Genomic DNA, 15,742 nt, shown 5'->3' with positions numbered 1-15,742 from the left:
TGTTCCCGTGAAATCAATGGCTTGGTCGCGGACGTTAGGGGAAACTTAACTTTTGCCCGCTGCGCCTGCGACAGGGGGAGCAAAATTCCTTACTCAAGGAATTCGCCAAGAATTTTACTTAAAATTCTTGGACTTAGCCCCGTGGATTGATCAGCTTTGCCATCAGCCCGGCGGTGCGGATCATGCCAAGGTTGCGACCGTTTTCCGTTACCACCAGCTCGGCCACGCCCTGGGACATCAGGTCCATGATGTGCTTGACCGGGGTTTCGGCGGGAAGCTGATGCGCGACGGCTGAGGCTTCGCCCGGCTCCATCACGTCGCGGGCGGTCAGGACGCCGAGCGGGTTCATGTGGGCGACGAAATCGGCGACATATTCGCTGACCGGGTTGGCGATGATCTCGCGCGCGGTGCCGCATTGCACGATCCGGCCGCCCTCCATCAGCGCGATGCGGTTGCCGATCTTGAAGGCTTCGTCCAGGTCGTGGCTGACGAAGACGATGGTGCGCTTCAGCTTGGCCTGCAGGTCCAGAAGTTCATCCTGCAGCTTGGACCGGATCAGGGGGTCCAGGGCCGAGAAGGGTTCGTCCATCAGAAGGATCGGCGCGTCGGTGACGAAGGCGCGGGCAAGACCCACCCGCTGCTGCATGCCGCCCGAAAGGTCGCCGACCTTGCGATCCGCCCATTGCGACAGGTTCACCAGTTCAAGCTGGGCATCGACCTTGGGCTTGCGCGCCTCCGGCGACATGCCGGCCAGTTCCAGCCCTAACCCAACATTTTCGCGCACGGTGCGCCAGGGCAGAAGGCCGAACTGCTGGAAGACCATCGCGATCCGCGTCGCGCGCAGGCGACGGAGCGTTTCGGGGTCGGCCTTGGTGACCGAGACCATCTTGTCGTTCTCAAGCACCCGCACTTCACCCCGGACGACGGGGTTCAGCGCGTTCACGCCGCGCAGAAGGGTGGACTTGCCAGAGCCGGAAAGTCCCATCAGGACAAGGATTTCGCCTTCGGCCACGGTCAGCGAACAGTCGTGCACGCCCAGCACCTGACCGCAGGCCTGCTGCACCTCCGCCCGGGTCTTGCCCTGGTCCATCAGGGGCAGGGCGCGCTCCGGGTTGTCGCCGAAGACGATGGAGACGCGGTCGAATTCAACGGCAGGGCGGGTCATCGTGTCACCCTCAGCATACGGTCAAGGAGGATCGCCACCACGACGATGATGAAGCCCGATTCGAAGCCTAGCGCGGTGTTGACCGAGTTCAGCGCGCGGACGACGGGGACGCCCAGGCCGTTCGCGCCCACAAGTGCGGCGATGACGACCATGGACAGGGACAGCATGATGGTCTGGTTCAGCCCCGCCATGATCTGCGGCATGGCCCAGGGCAGTTCTACCTTCCAGAGCCTTTGGCGCGGGGTCGCGCCGAACGCCGTTGCGGCCTCCAGCAGCGCGTTCGGCGTGGAGGAGACTCCAAGGTGGGTCAGTCGGATCGGTGCGGGCAGGACGAAGATCACCGTGGCGATCAGGCCCGGGACCATGCCAAGGCCGAAGAAGACGATGGCCGGGATCAGGTAGACGAAGGTCGGCAGGGTCTGCATCAGGTCTAGGATCGGCGCAAGCGCGGTGTAAAGCCGGGGCCGGTGCGCGGCGGCGATGCCGATGGGCACGCCAAGCCCCATGCAGACCACGCAGGCCGACAGGATCAGGGTCAGGCTTTCCGTCGTCTCTTCCCAGTAGCCCTGGTTCAGGATGAAGAGAAAACCCAGGAAGACGCCGAGGCAGACTTTCCAGCTGCGCTGCAAATACCAGGTCAGCGCGATGAAAATGGCAATGATAACAAAGGGGTGAGGCGTCTGCAAAAGCCACAGGATGCCCTCGATCATCGCTTCCATGACGGCCGAGATCGCGTCGAACAGCGGCGAGAGGTTGTCCTTCATCCAGTCGAAGATGGACTTCGCCACCTTGCCGACCGGGATCTTGTAATCCGTCAGCCAGTCCATTCCCAGTCCCCCTGGTCGGAACGAAAGCGGCCCCGGGTTGGTCCCCGGGGCCTTGTCTGATTACTGGAGCGCAGCCTCCACGGCCGCCACGGCATCGCTGCCGTCCTTTGCGGTCACGCCGTCAAGCCAGGCCTTCCAGGCATCGGGGTTGGCGGCAAGCCAGGCCTTTGCCGCATCGCGCGGGTCCTCGCCGTCGTTCAGGATCTTGCCCATGATCTCGTTTTCCATGGCCAGCGAGAACGACAGGTTCTGCAACAGTTTGCCCTGGTTCGGGCATTCCGCGACATAGCCCGCGCGGACGTTGGTATCGACCACGGCGCCGCCGAAGTTCGGGCCGAAATAGTCGTCACCGCCGGTCAGGTAGGTCATCTTGAAGTTGGCGTTCATCGGGTGAGGTTCCCAGCCGAGGAAGATGATCGGCTCACCGGCGTCGGACTTTTTGGCGACTTCGGCCAGCATGCCCTGTTCCGAGGATTCGACGACTTCAAAGCCGTCCAGCCCGAAGGGACCCGAGGCGATCATGTCGAGGATCAGGCGGTTGCCGTCGTTGCCGGGTTCGATCCCGTAGATCTGGCCTTCCAGCGCGTCCTTGTGGGCGGCGATGTCCTTGAAGTCGGCGATGCCGAGGGCGGCGCCGGCCTCGTTCGTGGCAAGGGTGTACTTGGCGCCTTCAAGGTTGGTGCGGACCGTTTCGACTTTCCCTGCGTCACGGTGCGGGGCGAGGTCGGCCTCCATCGTCGGCATCCAGTTGCCAAGGAATACATCGACGTCGCCTTCGGCAAGGCCGGTATAGGTGACGGGGACCGAGAGAACCTTGGTTTCGGTCTCATAGCCAAGCGCTTCGAGGACGAGCGTCGTGGCGGCGGTCGTCGCCGTGATGTCGGTCCAGCCGACGTCCGAGAAGACGATCTTGTCGCAACCTTCGGCGAAGGCGGACCCGGCAAGGGCGAAGGTGACGGCGGTGGTCAGGAGGGTGGAACGGATGGTCATGCAGGCTCCCCGTGTTTTTTGTTGATTGACGAGTCAATAAACTTCGCCCTACTTCGGTTTGGCAAGACATTTTTGGGGCCGCACCGATGCCAAAGCTTGGGATGGAGCCTATCCGCAAGGAAGCGCTGGTAAAAGCCACGATTGTCGAGATCGGCAGGGTGGGGTCGCTGGACGTGACGGTGAGCCAGATCGCCAAGCGGGCAGGGATGTCGAGTGCGCTGGCGCACCACTACTTCGGGTCGAAGGAAGAGATGTTCCTGGCCGCGATGCGCCACATCATGACGCTGTATGGCGCGGAAGTTCGGGGCGCGCTGGCGGCGGCAGAGGGGCCGGAGGGGCGGATTCGCGGGATTTTGCGGGCATCGTTCAGCCCCGGCAACTTCCGGCGCGAGGCGGTGGGGGCCTGGCTGAACTTCTGGGTTCTCGCGCAGACGGCTCCTCCTGCCAAGCGACTGCTGGCGATCTATCAGGGGCGGCTGCGGTCAAATCTGGTGTCCGCCCTGCGCCCTCTGGCGGGTGACCGGGCCGAGGGAATCGCCGAATCGCTGGGGGCAATGATCGACGGTCTGTATCTGCGCGAGGTGCTGAAATCGGGCCCGCCTGACGGGGCGGAGGCAGTGGCGTTGGCGTTGCGACATCTGGAAGTGGAATTGGCGCGGGGGGCGGTCTGATGCATGCGGACTATGTGATCGTGGGCGCGGGTTCGGCGGGCTGCGCGATGGCCTACCGGCTGGCCGAGGCGGGCAAGCGGGTGACAGTGATCGAGCATGGCGGGTCGGATGCCGGTCCGTTCATCCAGATGCCGGGCGCCTTGTCCTATCCGATGAACATGGGGATCTACGACTGGGGCTTTGCCACCGAGCCGGAGCCTCACCTGGGCGGCCGGGTGCTGGCGACGCCGCGGGGGAAGGTGATCGGGGGGTCCTCCAGCATCAACGGGATGGTCTATGTCCGGGGCCATGCGAAGGACTTCGACACCTGGGCCGAGATGGGGGCGGATTGCTGGGGATATGCCGATGTTCTCCCGTATTTCAAGCGGATGGAAGCCTCGCACGGCGGGTCAGGGCCAGAGTTCCGGGGTACCGACGGCCCGCTGCATGTCAATCGCGGAAGGCGGGAGAACCCGCTGTTCGACGCCTTCATCGAGGCGGGGCGGCAGGCGGGCTATCCGGTGACGGCGGATTACAACGGCCAGCAGCAGGAGGGATTCGGGCCCTTCGAGGCGACGATCCACAAGGGTCGGCGCTGGTCGGCGGCGAATGCCTACCTCAAGCCCGCGATGGCCGGGGGGAACGTGCAGATCGTGCGCGGCTTTGCCCGGCGCGTGGTGATGGAAGGCAAGCGCGCAGTGGGCGTCGAGATCGACACCCGCGCGGGTCGGCAGGTCATCAAGGCGGGGCGGGAGGTCATCATCGCGGCCTCGTCGATCAACTCGCCCAAGCTGTTGATGCTGTCGGGGATCGGGCCCGCCGCGCATCTGCGCGAGCATGGGGTGGAGGTCGTCGCGGACCGGCCCGGGGTGGGCGCGAATCTGCAGGACCATCTGGAAATCTACATGCAGTTTGCGGCAAGCCAGCCGATAACCCTTTACAAATACTGGAATCTCTGGGGCAAGGCCTGGGTTGGAGCGCAATGGTTGTTTAGCCGCAAGGGGCCGGGCGCGTCGAACCAGTTCGAAGCCTGCGCCTTCATCCGGTCGAAGGCCGGGGTCGAATACCCCGACATCCAGTACCACTTCCTGCCCATTGCGGTCCGCTATGACGGCAAGGCGGTGGCGGAAGGCCACGGGTTTCAGGCCCATGTCGGCCCGATGCGGTCGAAGTCGCGCGGCTCGATCACGCTGCGGTCGGGCAACCCGACGGACGCGCCGGTCATCCGGTTCAACTACATGTCCGACCCGTCGGACTGGGAGGACTTCCGCACCTGCATCCGACTGACCCGCGAAATCTTCGGGCAAGAGGCGTTCAAGCCCTATCTGAAGGGCGAACTGCAGCCGGGTCCCAAGGTGCAAAGCGACATCCAGTTGGACGATTTCCTGCGCGAGCATGTCGAAAGCGCCTATCACCCTTGCGGGACCTGTCGGATGGGGCGGGCCAGCGATCCGATGGCGGTCGTCGATCCGGAATGCCGGGTGATCGGGGTGGAGGGGCTGCGGGTCGCTGACAGCTCGATCTTCCCCCAGGTGACGAACGGCAACCTGAACGCGCCGTCGATCATGACCGGCGAGAAGGCGGCGGATCATATCCTGGGGCGGACGCCCCTGCCGGCCTCGAACCTGGAACCCTGGATCAACCCGAACTGGCGGGTTTCACAGCGGTAGGTTGATCCGGGTCAAGGTGCCGCGGGGCTGGACCCTCTAGACTGGTAGGGACAGTCAAGAAGGAGATAGGCATGTCGAACACCCCGCACACGCTGCACGAGGAATTTCCGGCGGACGCGCAGAAAATCAGTGCCTTGAAGGCGTCTGACGCGCATTTCGCGAAGCTGCTGACGGACTACGATGCAGTCAACGACAAGGTGCACCGGGCGGAGACGCGGCTGGACCTCGTGACCGAGGCCGAGGAGGAAGGACTGCGGAAAACGCGGTCGCGGCTGAAGGACCAGATCGCGGCGGCGTTGCGCAAGTAGGCCGCTCGTCGAAGGCTTCGCCACTCCTCGCTGACCGCCCCGAGGAGGACACGAAGCGAACGACGAGGTTCAGCCGATCTCGTAGGGCAGGACGTCGCGGGCGTTGGGATTGATCTTCAAACGCCCTTCCAGCGGCGGAACCGACCGCTGGTGGCAGTCCACCCGCTCGCAGATTCGGCAGGAGATGCCGATGGGCTCGAACCGGCCTTTCAGGTCGAGCCCATCGGAGTAAACGAGGTGTTGGGCGTGCTGCACCTCGCACCCCAGACCGATGGCATAGCGGCGAACCGGGGCGAGGAAGGCCCCGGCGGGTTTTGACACGTCGCGGGCCAGGCAGAGGTAGCGGACCCCGTCGGGCGTTTCGGCCAGTTGGCGCAGGAATTGCCCAGGGGTTTCAAAGGCCTGGTGGACGTTCCACAAGGGACAGGCCCCACCGAAGCGGGCGAATTGCAACCGGGTGGAGGAGTGGCGCTTGGTGATCGTGCCCGCCTGATCGACACGGACGAAGAAGAAGGGGATACCCTTGGCGCCGGGGCGCTGCATCGTGGAAAGGCGGTGACCGACTTGCTCGATGCTGGCACCGAAGATGTCGGCGAGGCGTTCGAGGTCGTGGCGGACCTCTTGTGCCGCGGTCAGGAAGGCGCGGTAGGGCAGGAGGGCGGCCCCGGCGAAGTAGTTCGCAAGGCCGATCTTGGCGATGTCGCGGGCTTCGGGCGTGGAAAACCTTGCCAGGTCGAGGGTTGCTTCAAGCAGTTCATTCTGCGTGAGAAGGGCAACCTGGTGGAGAAGCTGGAAGCGTTGCGACGGGCCAGAGGCGCGGGCGGAGATGTCGAGGCGCCTGGCCTGCGGGTCGTAGTGCCGCAAGGGCGCGGTATTCGAATAGTGCAGACTGATTCCTGCGCGTTTCAGCAGGTCCTGCGCGAGAGTTTCGATGGGTTTTCCGCTGGTTGCCGAGGTCGCGAAATATTCTGCCGCGCGGTCGATGGCATCCAAGTAATTGTCGCAATAGTGAAAGAAGTCGCGGACCTCCTCCCATGCCGAGGGGCGGAGATCGGCGTCTTCACGACCCAAAGCCTCATCCAGCGAGGCGAGGCGTTCATGGGTCTGGCGGTAGGCGCGGTGGAGGTCGAGGAAGGCGCGTGCGAGTGCCGGAGCGTTCGAGGCGGCAAGGCGGAGATCGGCCAGCGGGGGCGTGGCGGTGGTGAAGACCGGGTCTGCCAAGGCCTCGCGCATGTCGGTCACCAGGCGTTCGCTTTCGCCCACGGTCAGTTCGGTGACGTCGAGGCCGAATTCCTGGGCCAAGGCGAGGACCACGGCGGCGGAGACGGGCCGGTGGTTGTTCTCCATCTGGTTCAGATAAGGCAGCGAGACGTTCAGCTTGTCGGCGAAGGCCTTCTGGGTCAGCGACAGCCGCCCGCGAATCTCGCGCAGTTTGACGCCGGCATAGAGTTTCTGGGTGGCCATCGGAACCTCTTTGCAAAGCTATGCGGCGCTTTGCAAAGCCTCGTCAAGAGTCAGGCGGCGTCGATCTGCCGGGCGCGGCGGATAACGAAGAGGATGGCGATCACCGAGGCGATGGAGGAGGCGAGCATCAGGAGGATGAGCGGCATTTCCGAAGAGCCGGGTCCGAGGAGGACACCGGCGAAGGCGGCAAGGGCCGCGCCGCCGCCGATCAGGATTGCTCCGCCAAGGCCGGAGGCGGTGCCGGCAAGGTCGGGGCGGACCGAGAGCATTCCGGCGTTGGCGTTGGGCAGGCAGATGCCGTTGCCGAGGCCCATGAAGATGGTGAGACCGAAGAAGACGGTGGGGCCGGAGAGGCCAGCGAGGGTGAGGAGGGCCAGAAGCGCAAGCCCGGCAGAAGTGACGATGCAACCCAGCAGGATCATCCGGTTCATGCCGATGCGGACGGAGTAGCGGCCTGCGAAGAAGTTTCCCAGGGCGTAACCGATTGCTGTCAAAGCGAACAGGGCGCCGACATGAGTGGAGGACAGGCCAAAGATCTTGTCGCCGACATAGGGCGCTCCGCCGAGGTAGGCGAAAAAGCAGCCCGAGGCGAAGGCGGCAGCAAGGGTGTAGCCCCAGAACCGGCGCGACGCGAGGAGGGTGGGGTAGGTGCGGATCTGGTCCATCAGGCTGACGCGGCGCAGGGTGGCGGTTTCGCCGAGGTCAGCCCAGACGAGGGCGAGAGTGCCGAGGCCGAGGATCAGGAGGAGCGCGAAGTTAGCCTTCCAGCCGTAAAGGTCGTCCAGGACACCGCCGATGACCGGGCCGATCATGGGCACCAGGCTCATCCCCATGGTGACATAGCCGATCATGCTGGCGGCGCGTTCGTCGGCGACCATGTCGCGGACGACGGCTCGGGACAGGACCATGCCCGAGGCGATGACGGCCTGGGCCATGCGGAAGATCAGGAACCAGGTCGCGGTGGGCGCAAGGAGAGTGCCCACGGTGGCCAGAAGAAACAGGATCAGAGAGCAGAGCAGCACGGCGCGGCGGCCGTAGCGGTCGGAGATCGGGCCGATGATGATCTGGAGAAGGGCGGAGAGGAGGAGATACAGCGCGACGGACTGCTGCATCACGCCGTAGGGCACGCCGAAGTAAGTCGCCATGCCGGGGAGGGATGGCAGGAAGATGTTCATCGTCAGGGCCGACAGTCCGGCCATAAGGATCAGCGTGACGATCTTCGGCGGGGTCGTCCGATCAAGAAAGCGGGGGTCTTGGAGGGAGGTCATCCCTTTTCCTACGCCCCGGGTCAGGCGAAGTCCACCTCCGGGCGGGGTGGGTTTTGCCTACCGGAAGTGCGCTTTCTCGACCAACTGAAGATCGGAGATCATTCGCAAACGCTGCCAGTGTGCGCTAAGGGCCGGGCAGTTGTCGGCAAGCCAGGCTGTATCCATCCAGAAGCAGAGCATCCAGAGATAGATGTCGAGCACGCAAGGCGTGTCGCCGCAGGTGAAGGCGCGTCTAGAGTGCCGGGCCAGCTCGGCCTCGAAGATCAGGAAATGGCGGCGGACATAGGCGGTTGCGGCCGTCGCGACGGCTGGGGTGCAGGCGGGGTCGGCGGTATACCGGTCGGGGAAAAGCTCACGCAGCATGCCTTCGTAGACGTTGGCCTGGAAGAAGGCGAGCCAGCGGTCATGCCAGGCGCGGAGGGACGTTCCGGGTGCGGGGGCAAGACCCGCGGCAGGGAAGGAATCGGCGAGGTGCAGCAGGATCGCGGGGCCTTCGGTGATGATTGTGCCGTCGGGGTGGATAAGAATTGGCACCTGGCCGCGCGGGTTGATCTGGTGGAGGGCGGCAAGCTCGGCCTCGGTCCTGGGGCGGGGCGTGTCGATCGGCTCCCACTGCGCGTCGCAAAGCCTGAGGGCCGCCTCAATGGCCATCGAGCCGGTCTGGCGTCGTCCGAACAGTCTGTAGCCCATGCCGTCCTCCCGCCAATCCAATAGGAGATTACGTTAGGGCAAGCGCCTGCGTCACGCCCATTTGTGGAAGATGAAGAAGGCCCCGATAGCGATGAAACCAAAGCCGACGAGGTGGTTCCAGTGCAGTGGTTCCTTCAGGTAAAGGACGGAGAAGACGGCAAAGACCGACAGGGTGATGACCTCCTGGATCGTCTTCAGCTCGGCTGCCGAGAAATAGCCGTGGCCGATGCGGTTCGCCGGAACCTGCAGGACGTATTCGAAGAAGGCGATCCCCCAGGAGACGAAGATCACGGTGAAGAGCGCGCTTTCCTTGAACTTGAGGTGCCCATACCAGGCGAAGGTCATGAAGATGTTCGAGGCCAGCAGAAGGCCGATAGTGACGACGGGGATGGGCAGGGTCATGGTGTCCTCGGGTTTGCGGTCCGCGACGGCTTAGCCTGACCAACGGCCAAGGCAAGGCTTTGCGGATTTGCGATTTGATGGCGCGTCTTTCAAAGGTATTTGCAAATTCGCCGTTTCGTGCTTCTCGCATCCGCAGCGTTCCCTTAGATTGCCCACGACATCAGCCGGGGGAGGGCGCGATGAAGGACATTCTCGAAGAGCTTGAGGGTCGTCGTACCGCCGCGCGGGCCGGGGGTGGCGAGCGTCGGGTGCAGGCGCAGCACGCCAAGGGCAAGCTGACCGCACGGGAGAGGATCGAGCTTCTGCTGGACGAAGGGTCGTTCGAAGAGTTCGACATGTTCGTCGCCCACCGCTGCACCGACTTTGGGATGGAGAAGGATCGGCCCGCGGGCGACGGGGTCGTGACCGGCTGGGGCACGATCAACGGGCGGCAGGTCTATGTCTTTTCCCAGGACTTCACCGTTATGGGTGGCTCGGTCAGCGAGACGCATGGCGCGAAGATCTGCAAGATCATGGACATGGCGATGCAGAACGGCGCGCCGGTGATCGGGATCAATGACTCGGGCGGCGCACGGATTCAGGAGGGCGTCGCCTCGCTGGCAGCCTATGGCGAGGTGTTCCAGCGGAACATCGAAGCCTCGGGTGTGGTGCCGCAGATATCCCTCATCATGGGCCCCTGTGCGGGCGGGGCGGTCTATTCCCCGGCGATGACCGACTTCATCTTCATGGTGAAGGACTCGTCCTACATGTTCGTCACCGGCCCCGACGTGGTGAAGACCGTGACGAACGAAGTGGTGACGGCAGAGGAGTTGGGCGGGGCCTCGACCCACACCCGCAAGTCGTCGGTGGCCGACGGTGCTTTCGAGAACGATGTCGAGGCGCTGGCGGAAATCCGCAGGCTTTTCGACTTTCTGCCGCTGAACAACCGGCAGAAGGCGCCGGTGCGGCCGTTCTTCGACGATCCGGCGCGGATCGAGAGCAGTCTGGACACGCTGGTCCCTGACAACCCGAACCAGCCCTACGACATGAAGGAGCTGATCACGAAGATCGCAGACGAGGGTGATTTCTTCGAGGTGCAGAAGGATTACGCCGCCAACATCATCATCGGTTTCATCCGGCTGGAGGGGCAGACGGTCGGTGTGGTGGCGAACCAGCCGATGGTGCTGGCGGGGTGCCTCGACATCGACGCCAGCCGCAAGGCCGCCCGGTTTGTCCGGTTCTGTGATGCCTTCGAGATCCCGATCCTGACCTTCGTCGACGTGCCGGGCTTCCTGCCGGGGACGGGACAGGAGTACGGTGGCGTCATCAAGCACGGCGCGAAGCTGTTGTTCGCCTATGGCGAGGCGACGGTCCCGAAGGTCACGGTCCTGACCCGCAAGACCTATGGCGGGGCTTATGTGGTGATGGCGTCCAAGCACCTGAAGGCCGATTTCAACTATGCCTGGCCCACGGCCGAGGTTGCGGTGATGGGCGCGAAGGGTGCGGTCGAGATCCTCTATCGCTCGGAGCTGGGCGAGCCGGAAAAGATCGCGGCCCGGGTGAAGGACTATGAAGACCGCTTTGCCAACCCCTTCGTGGCGGCCGAGAAGGGGTTCATCGACGAGGTCATCATGCCCCATTCCACCCGCCGCCGGGTGGCACGGGCCTTTGCGGCGCTGCGCGGCAAGAAGGCCGCGATGCCCTGGAAAAAGCACGACAACATCCCGCTGTGATGATGAAACCGCGCGCGCTCCTTCGTCGCCCCGTTCTGCTGGCCGCCCTTGTGCTGCTGTCGGCCTGTCAGGACGACGCGCCAGCGGGCGAGGCTGTCGAGGTGCCTTCGGGGCGCGCGCTGTCCTTGATCGAGATCGTGACCAATGCCCGAGGTCCCGAAGGGGCGACGGCGCGGTTCCGGTTTCTGGCCCCGGACCTTGTGCCCGAAGATGCCGAGGCGGCCTTTGACGACATGCAGGCGGTCTGCGACAGCTTTGCCATCCAGCGCATCGACGGGATGGTCCCGGCGCCCCGACAGATCGTGATCTCATTCGCAAGCGAAGTGGTTCCATTCGGCGAACCCGCGCCGGATGTCGTCCAGTTCTTCGAGGCCTACCGCCCCGAAAACGGCGCCTGCGTCTGGGAGGTCTTTTGATGCAGACGCGAAATCTTGTTTTTCCGGCTGGCCACGCACTATCGGCTGATGTAGGAACGCCACAGGTCGGGAACTTGGTCCAGCCGACATACCAATCCGGAAATCTTTCGGATAAAGTGGCGACGGGCCGGGCCAAATCGGCCTTAAACAGCGAACAGGTGCCGGTAGTCCGCGAGGCTTCCGAAGCACCCCTAGAAGGATGGAGTAGAGGATGTCGAAGAGCGCACGTCTCGTTCTGGTTCTGGCTGCGGTTGCAGCTCTGGCTGCTTGCGCCAAGAAGGAAGAGCCGATGCCCGAGCCGGTCACCCCGGAAGTCGTGGACACCGGCAAGTACAAGTAATGTACCGGAGCGGGCCTGCCGGCATCAGCCGGGCGGGCCCGCACCAATCCCTTGCCTCCTGCGCGCAGACGCGGTCGAGGCAGCTTTCTCAATAATAATCCGAGCGATTTTGCTGTCTTCCCTCTGGGCGGGCGTGGTGCTTTGGCCTATCGGTCCCGTCTGCTGCCATGACAGAGGACAGGACAGATGCTGAAGCACCGTGGCTTCCCGGGCCGGATGCCGGGGACCGATTTCCAGTTCACAATCCGCCGCGCCAACGTGAAAGAGGGCGCGACCAAACTGATCAAGCGCGAGCGGTTCAAGGACCGCAAGCACGTCGACCGCATGGCCGATCAGGCCTTCATGGCGGCGCTTTGGCAGTATTTCGGGGAAGAACCGTTCGAGCGCGGCAATCTGGATGCCGGGCGGCTGTCCTGGCTGTTCGGCCGCGAGGTCGTGGCGGCAGAGGACCCGTTCGATCCCTGTTCCTACGAGGCGCTGTTACGGATCGACGTCAAGCGCGCCGAGGCGGCATTTCCGCAGGTCTTTGCCCCCGATGCCCCCGATGCGCTGGCCGACGATTGGGATGAGGACGAGGATTAGGCATGATTTCGCCGACCCATCAGGCCATTTGGCACAGTTTTGCTCACGCTGGGGCGGATGTTTTCAATGGATTTGCAATGGCCGGATCGTGGGGCCATTGTTTCCTGGCGGGTCTTTGGCAGTCCGGCCACGACCTGCGCAGTCTACGTTGTTACCCTTCCCCTTCTTTTCGGTCCGGCCCGTCCCAGGCCGGACCGATCCTTGTCGGGCGGCAGGGTGGTGCCGACGGCGCAGGCGGTGCGAGATATTGCTTCCAAATCCGTGATCTTTCGGTAGAATCCGGCGCAATAACAACAAACCTACGAGGCAGTATCACATGCAGAAGTCGCTTATCGTCTTCGCTCTTCTTTCCACCTCTCTGGCCGGCTGCATGCAGGACCCTGCGTCCCGCGGCATGGCAGGTGCGGCGGCCGGCGCGCTGGTCGCCGACGCGCTGGACGAAAACATGCTGGCCGGGGCTGCGCTGGGCGGTCTTGCCGGTGTCGCAACTTGCGGCATCGAACTGGGCCTGCCGCCCTGCAACTCGGGCTACTGAACGACTGACTGAACGGGCCGCCTTCGGGCGGATCATACCGACCACAAGGACCATCCGGGCCGACCGCCCGGGTGGTCCTTTTGCATTTCCGCTGGGGGGAGCCGATGTTTGACAAGATCCTGATCGCCAACCGGGGCGAGATCGCCTGCCGCGTCATCAAGACCGCGCGCAAGATGGGGATCAAGACGGTGGCGGTCTATTCCGACGCCGACCGCAATGCGCTGCATGTGCAGATGGCGGACGAGGCGGTGCATATCGGGCCGCCCCCCGCCGCGCAGTCCTACATCGTGATCGACAAGATCATGGCCGCGATCAAGGCGACGGGCGCGCAAGCGGTGCATCCGGGCTATGGCTTCCTGTCCGAGAACCGCAACTTCGCCGCGGCGCTGGAGGCGGCGGGGGTGGTGTTCATCGGTCCGCCTTCGCCTGCGATCGAGGCGATGGGGGACAAGATCACCTCGAAGAAGATCGCGCAGGAGGCGGGTGTCAGCACGGTCCCCGGCTACATGGGTCTGATCGCCGATGCCGACGAGGCGGTGAAGATCAGCGCCCAGATCGGCTATCCGGTAATGATCAAGGCCAGCGCGGGCGGCGGCGGCAAAGGGATGCGTATCGCCTGGAACGACGCCGAGGCGCGGGAGGGCTTTCAGTCGTCGAAGAACGAGGCGGCGGCTTCGTTTGGCGATGACCGGATCTTCATCGAGAAGTTCGTGACCCAGCCGCGCCACATCGAAATTCAGGTGCTGGCCGACAAGCATGGCAACTGCGTCTACCTGCAAGAACGCGAGTGTTCGATCCAGCGCCGGAACCAGAAGGTCATTGAGGAGGCGCCGTCGCCCTTTCTGGACGAGGCGACGCGGAAGGCGATGGGCGAGCAGGCCTGCGCTTTGGCGAAGGCCGTGGGTTATACCAGTGCCGGGACGGTGGAGTTCATCGTCGATGGCAACCGCAACTTCTATTTCCTTGAAATGAATACGCGTTTGCAGGTCGAGCATCCGGTGACGGAGCTGATTACCGGGGTCGATCTGGTGGAGCAGATGATCCGCGTGGCCGATGGTCAGCCGCTGCCGTTCAAGCAGTCTGACCTGAAAATCAACGGCTGGGCCATGGAAAGCCGGCTTTATGCCGAGGACCCGTACCGGAACTTCCTCCCCTCCATCGGGCGGCTGACTCGCTACCGGCCCCCGGTCGAGGGCAAGACTGAACGCGGTGGGGTCGTGCGCAACGATACCGGCGTTTACGAGGGCGGCGAGATCAGCATGTTCTACGACCCGATGATCGCCAAGCTGTGCACCTGGGGGCCGACCCGCGCCGATGCCATCGAGGAAATGCGGCTGGCGCTGGACACGTTCGAGGTGGAGGGGATCGGGCACAACCTGCCGTTCTGTTCCGCCGTGATGGACCATCCGCGCTTTGCCAGCGGGAACATCACGACGGCCTTCATCGCCGAGGAATATGAGGGCGGGTTTGCCGGCGCGAAGTTGGACTCCAGCCTTCTGCGCCGGGTGGCGGCGGCGGCGGCGGCAATGAACCGGGTCGCCGAAATCCGGCGGACGCGGATTTCCGGGACGATGGACAACCATACCCGTCGGGTCGGCGATGACTGGGTGGTGACGCTGCAAGGGGAAAGCTGGCCGGTGACCATCAAGGCCGACCATCACGGCTCTACCGTTGTCTTTGAGGATGGCACTGACCTGCGGGTGGAAAGCGATTGGACCCCTGGCCAGCCGCTCGCTCGCCTGTCCGTGGGCGGTGAGCCCTTGGTCATCAAGACCGCGAAGATCCCGATGGGCTTCCGGATGCGGCTACGCGGGGCGGATCTGAAGGTCCATGTGCAAAGCCCACGCCAGAAGGCGCTGGCCGGATTGATGCTGGAGAAGGCCCCGCCGGATACGTCGAAATACCTTCTGTGCCCGATGCCGGGCCTGGTGGTGAAGATCGCTGTCTCAGAGGGTGACGAGGTGCAGGAGGGTCAGGCTCTGGCGACCGTCGAGGCTATGAAGATGGAGAACATCCTCAAGGCCGAGCGGAAGGGCGTGGTCAAGAAGATCAAGGCCAGCGCGGGGTCGAGCCTGAAGGTCGACGACGTTATCATGGAGTTCGAATGATGGCGCAAAGGTCGGGCCGGGATCGATTTCTTCAAAGAAATCGTGTCGGAGCCGTTGAAGGCTCCGGTCCGGAGTTTTCAAAAACTCCGGGTTACCGCCCGGCCGGATTCCGCTCCAACGCCTCGGTGCGCGCGATCGGCATCTTGTCGATGGAATTGATGATCTCGCGCCCCTCCCAGGGCAGGGGCTTGCGGATCATAGGCTTCCAGTCCTTGTCCATCAGCACCAGTGAAAAGCCCCGGGGCCGCAGTTTCTTGCGCAAGGCACTGGGGTTCGCGGGGTCGGTGTCCGTGATGAGGATCACGTCGCGGGTTTCGAACTGGGGGTAGTAGCGGGTCAGAAGCTCCATCTGGCGGACGAAGGCGGGGTCGGCGGGAGAGTCGGCGAAGACGATGACCGGGCGGCGGAGGAAGAGGAGATCGGCCTCGACCACCTCTGACGCCGGGACGGGAGCAAAAGCGACAACGGCTTCGGGGGCCTCATCGGCCCACGCGGTCAAGGACAGCGCCGGGATGGCAAGGGCCATGACGGCAAGGAACGGACGACGGGCGACGGCTTTCATGGTCCTGATATAGGGGCCAATTGTCAAAAGCCCAAGCGTCAGAACGGCGCGGA

General features: G+C 63.9%; 17 protein-coding genes. 9 read left to right on the top strand and 8 right to left on the bottom strand.

The window, feature by feature from the left end; genetic code table 11:
• Positions 1 to 133: 133 nt before the first annotated feature.
• The 3 genes from choV to choX are packed head-to-tail and all read right to left on the bottom strand — an operon-like array spanning position 134 to position 2,982.
• Positions 134 to 1,165, bottom strand: coding sequence for a choline ABC transporter ATP-binding protein (gene choV, locus E8M84_RS09410; protein ID WP_137110964.1), 1,032 nt, complete (start codon positions 1,163 to 1,165; stop codon positions 134 to 136).
• Entirely contained in the window at positions 1,162 to 1,992 is an 831-nt protein-coding gene (gene choW / locus E8M84_RS09405; protein ID WP_137110963.1) for a choline ABC transporter permease subunit, read from the bottom strand. The genes choV and choW overlap by 4 nt, the downstream gene beginning before the upstream one ends.
• A gap of 60 nt (positions 1,993 to 2,052) precedes the next feature.
• Positions 2,053 to 2,982, bottom strand: coding sequence for a choline ABC transporter substrate-binding protein (gene choX / locus E8M84_RS09400; protein ID WP_137110962.1), 930 nt, complete (start codon positions 2,980 to 2,982; stop codon positions 2,053 to 2,055).
• An 86-nt stretch (positions 2,983 to 3,068) separates the two neighbouring features.
• Between choX and betI the strand changes: the two genes are divergently transcribed.
• The 3 genes from betI (at position 3,069) to E8M84_RS09385 (ending at position 5,610) form a co-directional block, all read left to right on the top strand.
• Complete coding sequence (gene betI / locus E8M84_RS09395) at positions 3,069 to 3,653, top strand: choline-responsive transcriptional repressor BetI (RefSeq protein WP_137110961.1); 585 nt, start codon at positions 3,069 to 3,071, stop codon at positions 3,651 to 3,653.
• Positions 3,653 to 5,302 carry a choline dehydrogenase gene (gene betA, locus E8M84_RS09390; protein ID WP_137110960.1) on the top strand — a complete coding sequence of 550 codons (1,650 nt, stop codon included), beginning with the start codon at positions 3,653 to 3,655 and terminating at the stop codon, positions 5,300 to 5,302. Before betI ends, betA begins: the two co-directional genes overlap by 1 nt.
• A gap of 71 nt (positions 5,303 to 5,373) precedes the next feature.
• On the top strand, positions 5,374 to 5,610 hold the full coding sequence (locus E8M84_RS09385; RefSeq protein ID WP_137110959.1) for a YdcH family protein: 237 nt from the start codon (positions 5,374 to 5,376) through the stop codon (positions 5,608 to 5,610).
• A gap of 69 nt (positions 5,611 to 5,679) precedes the next feature.
• Here the strand turns inward: E8M84_RS09385 and E8M84_RS09380 are convergent, their stop codons facing one another.
• From E8M84_RS09380 to E8M84_RS09365, 4 genes are read right to left on the bottom strand one after another with little or no spacing between them, the layout of a single operon-like run.
• A complete protein-coding gene (locus E8M84_RS09380; RefSeq protein WP_137110958.1) occupies positions 5,680 to 7,074 on the bottom strand; it encodes a short-chain fatty acyl-CoA regulator family protein in 1,395 nt (464 codons plus the stop codon).
• 50 nt (positions 7,075 to 7,124) lie between these two features.
• Positions 7,125 to 8,342: a Bcr/CflA family efflux MFS transporter gene (locus tag E8M84_RS09375; RefSeq protein WP_137110957.1), complete on the bottom strand. Its 1,218-nt coding sequence runs from the start codon at positions 8,340 to 8,342 to the stop codon at positions 7,125 to 7,127.
• A gap of 57 nt (positions 8,343 to 8,399) precedes the next feature.
• Entirely contained in the window at positions 8,400 to 9,032 is a 633-nt protein-coding gene (locus E8M84_RS09370) for a glutathione S-transferase family protein (protein ID WP_137110956.1), read from the bottom strand.
• A gap of 51 nt (positions 9,033 to 9,083) precedes the next feature.
• Entirely contained in the window at positions 9,084 to 9,434 is a 351-nt protein-coding gene (locus E8M84_RS09365) for a DMT family protein (protein WP_137110955.1), read from the bottom strand.
• Positions 9,435 to 9,613: 179 nt separating this feature from the next.
• On the opposite strand from E8M84_RS09365, the gene E8M84_RS09360 reads away from it, so the two are divergent.
• The 6 genes from E8M84_RS09360 to E8M84_RS09340 all read left to right on the top strand — a co-directional run bounded on the left by E8M84_RS09360 (position 9,614) and on the right by E8M84_RS09340 (position 15,127).
• Positions 9,614 to 11,146, top strand: coding sequence for an acyl-CoA carboxylase subunit beta (locus E8M84_RS09360; RefSeq protein ID WP_137110954.1), 1,533 nt, complete (start codon positions 9,614 to 9,616; stop codon positions 11,144 to 11,146).
• Positions 11,146 to 11,562, top strand: coding sequence for a DUF6497 family protein (locus E8M84_RS09355; RefSeq protein ID WP_137110953.1), 417 nt, complete (start codon positions 11,146 to 11,148; stop codon positions 11,560 to 11,562). Before E8M84_RS09360 ends, E8M84_RS09355 begins: the two co-directional genes overlap by 1 nt.
• A 211-nt stretch (positions 11,563 to 11,773) precedes the next feature.
• On the top strand, positions 11,774 to 11,902 hold the full coding sequence (locus tag E8M84_RS21800; RefSeq protein ID WP_274378896.1) for a hypothetical protein: 129 nt from the start codon (positions 11,774 to 11,776) through the stop codon (positions 11,900 to 11,902).
• A gap of 186 nt (positions 11,903 to 12,088) precedes the next feature.
• Positions 12,089 to 12,484: a hypothetical protein gene (locus E8M84_RS09350; protein WP_137110952.1), complete on the top strand. Its 396-nt coding sequence runs from the start codon at positions 12,089 to 12,091 to the stop codon at positions 12,482 to 12,484.
• Positions 12,485 to 12,800: 316 nt separating this feature from the next.
• Positions 12,801 to 13,019 carry a hypothetical protein gene (locus tag E8M84_RS09345; RefSeq protein WP_137110951.1) on the top strand — a complete coding sequence of 73 codons (219 nt, stop codon included), beginning with the start codon at positions 12,801 to 12,803 and terminating at the stop codon, positions 13,017 to 13,019.
• Positions 13,020 to 13,123: 104 nt separating this feature from the next.
• Positions 13,124 to 15,127 (top strand): acetyl/propionyl/methylcrotonyl-CoA carboxylase subunit alpha, encoded by a 2,004-nt coding sequence (locus E8M84_RS09340; RefSeq protein ID WP_137110950.1) that lies wholly within the window; start codon positions 13,124 to 13,126, stop codon positions 15,125 to 15,127.
• Between the two features lie 91 nt (positions 15,128 to 15,218).
• Here E8M84_RS09340 and E8M84_RS09335 read toward each other — a convergent pair whose 3' ends face one another.
• Positions 15,219 to 15,689, bottom strand: coding sequence for a DUF4174 domain-containing protein (locus E8M84_RS09335; RefSeq protein WP_240790339.1), 471 nt, complete (start codon positions 15,687 to 15,689; stop codon positions 15,219 to 15,221).
• Positions 15,690 to 15,742 lie beyond the last annotated feature (53 nt).

Origin of the sequence: Rhodobacter sp. SY28-1 (assembly GCF_005222785.1) — a bacterium.
In the GTDB taxonomy this organism is placed as follows: domain Bacteria; phylum Pseudomonadota; class Alphaproteobacteria; order Rhodobacterales; family Rhodobacteraceae; genus Tabrizicola.
This window is presented reverse-complemented; position numbering and strand designations above follow the sequence as displayed.

What these genes read in the sequence shown, in the direction of transcription:
- E8M84_RS09385 (WP_137110959.1), top strand. Translation starts at nt 5,374, where the DNA reads ATGTCGAACACCCCGCACACGCTGCACGAGGAATTTCCGGCGGACGCG.
- E8M84_RS09355 (WP_137110953.1), top strand. Translation starts at nt 11,146, where the DNA reads ATGATGAAACCGCGCGCGCTCCTTCGTCGCCCCGTTCTGCTGGCCGCC.
- E8M84_RS09365 (WP_137110955.1), bottom strand. Translation starts at nt 9,434, where the DNA reads ATGACCCTGCCCATCCCCGTCGTCACTATCGGCCTTCTGCTGGCCTCG.
- betA (WP_137110960.1), top strand. Translation starts at nt 3,653, where the DNA reads ATGCATGCGGACTATGTGATCGTGGGCGCGGGTTCGGCGGGCTGCGCG.
- E8M84_RS09360 (WP_137110954.1), top strand. Translation starts at nt 9,614, where the DNA reads ATGAAGGACATTCTCGAAGAGCTTGAGGGTCGTCGTACCGCCGCGCGG.
- choX (WP_137110962.1), bottom strand. Translation starts at nt 2,982, where the DNA reads ATGACCATCCGTTCCACCCTCCTGACCACCGCCGTCACCTTCGCCCTT.
- E8M84_RS09380 (WP_137110958.1), bottom strand. Translation starts at nt 7,074, where the DNA reads ATGGCCACCCAGAAACTCTATGCCGGCGTCAAACTGCGCGAGATTCGC.
- E8M84_RS09350 (WP_137110952.1), top strand. Translation starts at nt 12,089, where the DNA reads ATGCTGAAGCACCGTGGCTTCCCGGGCCGGATGCCGGGGACCGATTTC.
- choV (WP_137110964.1), bottom strand. Translation starts at nt 1,165, where the DNA reads ATGACCCGCCCTGCCGTTGAATTCGACCGCGTCTCCATCGTCTTCGGC.
- betI (WP_137110961.1), top strand. Translation starts at nt 3,069, where the DNA reads ATGCCAAAGCTTGGGATGGAGCCTATCCGCAAGGAAGCGCTGGTAAAA.
- E8M84_RS09340 (WP_137110950.1), top strand. Translation starts at nt 13,124, where the DNA reads ATGTTTGACAAGATCCTGATCGCCAACCGGGGCGAGATCGCCTGCCGC.
- choW (WP_137110963.1), bottom strand. Translation starts at nt 1,992, where the DNA reads ATGGACTGGCTGACGGATTACAAGATCCCGGTCGGCAAGGTGGCGAAG.
- E8M84_RS09370 (WP_137110956.1), bottom strand. Translation starts at nt 9,032, where the DNA reads ATGGGCTACAGACTGTTCGGACGACGCCAGACCGGCTCGATGGCCATT.
- E8M84_RS09375 (WP_137110957.1), bottom strand. Translation starts at nt 8,342, where the DNA reads ATGACCTCCCTCCAAGACCCCCGCTTTCTTGATCGGACGACCCCGCCG.
- E8M84_RS09345 (WP_137110951.1), top strand. Translation starts at nt 12,801, where the DNA reads ATGCAGAAGTCGCTTATCGTCTTCGCTCTTCTTTCCACCTCTCTGGCC.
- E8M84_RS09335 (WP_240790339.1), bottom strand. Translation starts at nt 15,689, where the DNA reads ATGAAAGCCGTCGCCCGTCGTCCGTTCCTTGCCGTCATGGCCCTTGCC.
- E8M84_RS21800 (WP_274378896.1), top strand. Translation starts at nt 11,774, where the DNA reads ATGTCGAAGAGCGCACGTCTCGTTCTGGTTCTGGCTGCGGTTGCAGCT.